This is a genomic window from Jatrophihabitans lederbergiae (assembly GCF_031845305.1).
In the GTDB taxonomy this organism is placed as follows: domain Bacteria; phylum Actinomycetota; class Actinomycetes; order Mycobacteriales; family Jatrophihabitantaceae; genus Jatrophihabitans_A; species Jatrophihabitans_A lederbergiae.
The window spans coordinates 1-4,733 of sequence record NZ_JAVREH010000105.1; the positions used below are offsets into that span (position 1 = coordinate 1).

4 protein-coding genes and 1 pseudogene are annotated in these 4,733 nt (G+C 67.1%); 4 read left to right on the top strand and 1 reads right to left on the bottom strand.

Features of this window, described 5'->3' with window-relative positions; genetic code table 11:
• The 4 genes from RM423_RS23980 to RM423_RS23995 all read left to right on the top strand — a co-directional run.
• On the top strand, positions 1-1,053 hold a 1,053-nt coding region (locus tag RM423_RS23980), incomplete at its 5' end, for a cytochrome P450 (protein ID WP_311425559.1).
• Positions 1,054-1,094: 41 nt separating this feature from the next.
• Positions 1,095-1,604: a nuclear transport factor 2 family protein gene (locus RM423_RS23985; RefSeq protein ID WP_311425560.1), complete on the top strand. Its 510-nt coding sequence runs from the start codon at positions 1,095-1,097 to the stop codon at positions 1,602-1,604.
• 1 nt (position 1,605) lies between these two features.
• Complete coding sequence (locus tag RM423_RS23990; protein WP_311425561.1) at positions 1,606-2,292, top strand: MBL fold metallo-hydrolase; 687 nt, start codon at positions 1,606-1,608, stop codon at positions 2,290-2,292.
• A gap of 152 nt (positions 2,293-2,444) precedes the next feature.
• The gene (locus RM423_RS23995) at positions 2,445-3,674 is read left to right on the top strand and encodes an IS110 family transposase (protein WP_449555815.1); all 1,230 of its coding nucleotides are present in this window, start codon (positions 2,445-2,447) and stop codon (positions 3,672-3,674) included.
• Positions 3,675-3,997: 323 nt separating this feature from the next.
• On the opposite strand, the pseudogene RM423_RS26310 reads toward RM423_RS23995, so the two are convergent.
• Positions 3,998-4,301, bottom strand: a pseudogene (locus RM423_RS26310) (transposase); the annotation flags it as partial.
• Positions 4,302-4,733 lie beyond the last annotated feature (432 nt).

Below are 4,733 nucleotides of genomic sequence, written 5' to 3' on the forward strand. Positions count from 1 at the left end.
CCGCCGGCACTCCGCCTGCGGCTACCGCAGCCCGATCACCTACGAGAACACCACCACCGCGGCTACGCTACGACCGGCCGCATAACAATCAAATCGCGTGTCCACTTTTCGGGGCGAAGGCCCCACCTCACCCTGGACACCCTCAGCCGGTCGCTGTTCGGTTACGACATCACTCCGTCGGTGAACGCGCTGCGCTCAGTGGTGGACGGTGTCATCGAGATCATGTTCAAACGCGGAACCCTTGCCGAGATGGTGCCATCCTGGTTACCGACCAAGCGCCGATCACTCATCCGGGCCACCAAATCGGAGCTCTACGCAATGGTGGCGGGGGTGCGCGCCCGCAAGGATCCGGTGGGTCCGGCGCCGTTGCTGGACTTGATGGAGTCAGCCATCGACGAAGACACCGGCCGGCATTGGACCGAGGACGAGATCCGGGATGAGATTCTGACGATCTATCTCGCCGGCCACGAGACGACGGCCGTGTCCCTCTACTGGACGCTGCTGTCGGTCATGCAGAATCCGCACGTGCTGGAAGAACTGGACGCTGAGCTGAGTGAGGTGCTGTCCGGGCGCTCGCCCGAACTGGCTGACCTCGACCAACTGGACGTCACCCGCCGGGTCGTCGACGAGAGTCTGCGGATGTATCCGCCGATCTGGATCTTCCCCAGGGACGCGATCTCTGATGACGAGCTCGGCGGCTATCCCATTGCGGGCGGGTCCTCGGTGTTGCTTTCGCCGCTGGTGGCACAACGCGATCCACGGGTGTGGGATGAGCCGGATTGCTTCGACCCGGGGCGCTTCACACCGGAGGCGGTAAAGGCGCGGCCACGAATGTCCTACTTCCCGTACGGGGCAGGCGCTCGAATGTGTGTCGGCAACTTCCTCGCAGGACTAGAACTGCGGCTGATCCTGGCCATGGTCACCCAGCGGTTCCACCTACTGTCGGACAACGACGTGACGCCCCAGTTCGGGGCGCCGCTCATCTCATTGCGTCCGCTGAACAACACCACCGTCGAACTCCGCGCACGCCACACCGCGCGGGCCCCGGTCTGACCGCAAGAAACCCAACACCACCTGGTAGTCAAGGAGAGTTCATGTATCACCGTTTTGTCGCCGGCAAGGTTCGCGGAGCGTTCGCTCAGATCAGCGCGGGAAACTGGGAGGCCATGGTCACCACCATGGCCCCCGAGTTCACTTACCGCTTCTACGGCGAGCACGCGCTCTCCGGTGAGCGGCACACTGCCGCCGCGCTTCGCCGGTGGTGGGAGCGGAGCTTCCGGCTGATGCCCAACCCGCACTTCGAGGTTCGGGATGTCATCGTGTCCGGTCCGCCGTGGGCGACGAAGGTGGCCACCTTGGTCAGCGTGAGCGCCACCCTGCCGGGCGGTACCGCGTACAGCAACATCTTCACGCAGTTCATGCGGATGTCCTGGGGTCGAATCACCGATATCAAGACGCTGGAGGACACCGTCGTCTTGCAGCGCGCGCTGGACTCGGTGGCGGCCAGCGGCTTTGCCGAAGCGCATGCCGCCCCGATCACCGATGAGGTCGAAGCCCCCACTGTCATGACTGGTAGGCGCGCCGACGTTGCGGGGATCGGCTGACGTGCTCGTCGCGGGATTCCCTGCAGTCCTCGGCACGAACTGCTGGGTGGTGGCTCCGGCACGTGGCGAGCAGTGTGTGGTCATCGACCCGGGAATCGACGCAGTATCGCCCCTGGAGGACCTGCTCGCCGAGCATCGGCTTCATCCGGTCGCGGTGATTCTCACCCACGGGCACTACGACCACACCTGGTCGGTTGTGCCGGTGTGCGGGGCACGCGGGATCCCGGCCTACATCCATCCCCGCGACCGCGCACAGCTGACCCAGCCCGGGGGAGTCGCTGGGCGGCCGCCCGGAACGCCACTGCTCGGCCGGCTTGATTTCAGCGAGCCGGACGACGTGCGCGAGTTGGTAGACGGCACCGCTATAGAACTGGGTCCGGTTCGCCTGCAGGTGGCCTATGCGCCGGGCCACACGCCCGGCTCCGTCACGTTCGCCGCGGCCGGCGACGGTGATGACGCGAAGCAGCTGTTCAGCGGTGACCTGCTGTTCGCCGGGTCGGTCGGTCGCACCGATCTGCCCGGCGGCTCACTGGTGCACCATCCTTGTGTCAGTGATCTTCGATGGATTGCTGATGCGCCCGAGGTGCCGCCAGGTCATCGCCCTGCTCGCTTGACGCGGTTGATGTCCGGTATGAGATCTGCGAGATCTGGCGGTTGCCCGGGACGTGCGGACCGTCGACAGGGCTGAGCGCCGATCAGTGAGCGAAGCGGCAGTCGCGTCTCGGCTCCACCGACACCGCAAGCGGGCGCCTCCCCACTGGGTCTAGCAGCGAGGAGGCTGACGTGAAGTCTGCCAGCAACACCCCGAATACCGCACTGCCCAATCAATCGATCACTCGACTGCCCGAGACGCCGCCGAACGAGGTGACCGGCGGACTGGACTGGGCCCGTGACGACCACGCGGTCGCGGTCCTCGACGCCCGCGGCCGCGAACTCATACGACACAGCGTCGAACACTCCGCTGCCGGACTGCGCGAGTTGATCGATGTGCTGCGCGGCGCTGGTTGCGGCGAAGTTGCGATCGAACGCCCCGACGGCCCGGTCGTCGACGCCCTGCTCGCCGCCGGGCTGACAGTGGTCGTGATCAGCCCGAACCAGGTCAAGAACCTGCGCAGCCGCTACGGCTCGGCCGGCAACAAGGACGACCGCTTCGACGCCTACGTTCTGGCCGACACGCTGCGCACCGACCGAGTCCGGCTGCGACCGCTCATCCCGGACACTGCGGCCACCGTCGCGCTGCGGCGCACCTGCCGTGCCCGCCGCGACCTCGTCGCCCACTGCGTCGGCGTCGCCAACCAGCTGCGTGCCCACCTGCGGGCCGTGTTCCCCGGCGCGGTCGGGCTGTTCGCCGAGATCGACTCTGCAATCAGCCTGGCGTTCCTGACCCGCTTCAGCACCCAGTCCCAGGCCGACTGGCTCAGCGCCGCCCGTCTGGCCGCGTGGCTGGGCAAGCAGGGCTACTCCGGGCGCAGCGACCCGGCGGTGCTGCACGCCCGACTGATCGCCGCGCCCCGCGGCACGACCGGCGCCGATGCGGCCAGCACCGCCGCGATCACCCGCGCCTACGTCGCCACCCTGACCAGCCTGCTCACCCAGCTCAAGACCCTCGCCGACGAGATCGACACCCAGCTCACCGCGCACGCCGACGCGCACATCTTCACCCACCTGCCCCGCGCCGGCCGCGTGCGCGCCGCCCGACTGCTCGCCGAGATCGGCGACTGTCGTGCCCGCTTCCCCACTCCCGAATCGCTGAGCTGCCTGGCCGGCGTCGCTCCCTCGACCCGCCAATCCGGCAAGATCCGCGCCGTCGGCTTCCGCTGGGCCTGCGACAAACAACTGCGCGACGCCGTCTGCGACTTCGCCGGCGACTCCCGGCGAGCAAACCCCTGGGCCAACGACCTCTACCAGCGCGCCATCGACCGCGGCCACGACCACCCACACGCCGTGCGCATCCTCGCCCGAGCCTGGCTCCACATCATCTGGCGCTGCTGGCAAAACGGCGTCGCCTACGACCCCGAACGCCACGGCGCACTCCAACGCCTCATCCAAGATCAACACTTGGCGGCTTGACACAGGGCTTCTCATACCACCAGTTGCTCGAGTCTCTCGCCAAGGTGTGCCTACCTTTGCCAGACGAAACCATCCTTCGCCCGGGGCACGGGGGAACGTCGACGATTGGACGCGAGCGGCTGCGCAACCGGTATCTGCAAGAGGCAGCTGCCGTGCGACGCTGAGCCGTGCTCACTCGCCAGCGGTACGTCGCGCTCTCAGCTACTCGTCGGGATCCGGCATGGCCGGTGCGGGTTCCGCGTGCGAGCGTGGAACCCTGAGTGGAGGCGGACGATGGGCCGCCACGCTGCCCGTGTGCCTGTCGTGGCGGGTTCGTTGGGAGTGGCCAAGGACCAGCACCAGCCAGCCAGCTCGCGGGCGATCGCGACGTTGGCGATGACGGGCTTCTTCTTGCGCGTGGTGAACGTCTGCCACCGTTGGTGCAGCCGTTGATTGCCGGCGTGTCGGCGGGCACGCGCGGCGGCCGGGGCGGCGTCCCACCGGGTTCGCAACCGTCACCCCGGGGGTGCGGTAGGGCCTGATGGTGGTGCCAGGCGGCCTCGACCAGTAGTCGCCGGGCGTGACTGTTGCCGGTCTTGTGATCGAGGCCTGTGAGCGGGATCCACCGCAGGAGTGTTCGCTGGAAACAGCCCGAGCCAGAATGCCATCAGCACAGACCAGAGGACCGTCGTCCCGACCGAGCTGACGATCGAGACCGGCCAGGAGCGATGGCCGAACAGGTAATGCAGTCCCAAGCCGAAACTGACGAAGAAGACCAAGCTCCCGACAACCAGGCCCCGACTCTCGTGCTGGGCGCGGTGTCGAGGCACAGTCAGATGCTAGCGGAGCGATGCAGTTTGGTGCTCGCGCCGGATAGTTGCTATACGCAGCTCGGTCCGATTGGCGACTTTGTCCGGCATGCGCGTGCAGACGCCTCAGCTGCGCGGTCTTCCGGCTCATCGCAGAAGAGGGTGTAGTTGGGGTCTGAAGCCGCCGGTGTCGGGTAGTGATCTGGTGATGTAGTTGGTGAGGTTGCGAAAGCCCAGGGCGGTGCCGTGCAAATGTTCCAGCCGGCCATTG

Excerpts from the sequence above, each read along its gene's own strand:
- RM423_RS23985 (WP_311425560.1), top strand. The coding sequence starts at position 1,095 with ATGTATCACCGTTTTGTCGCCGGCAAGGTTCGCGGAGCGTTCGCTCAG.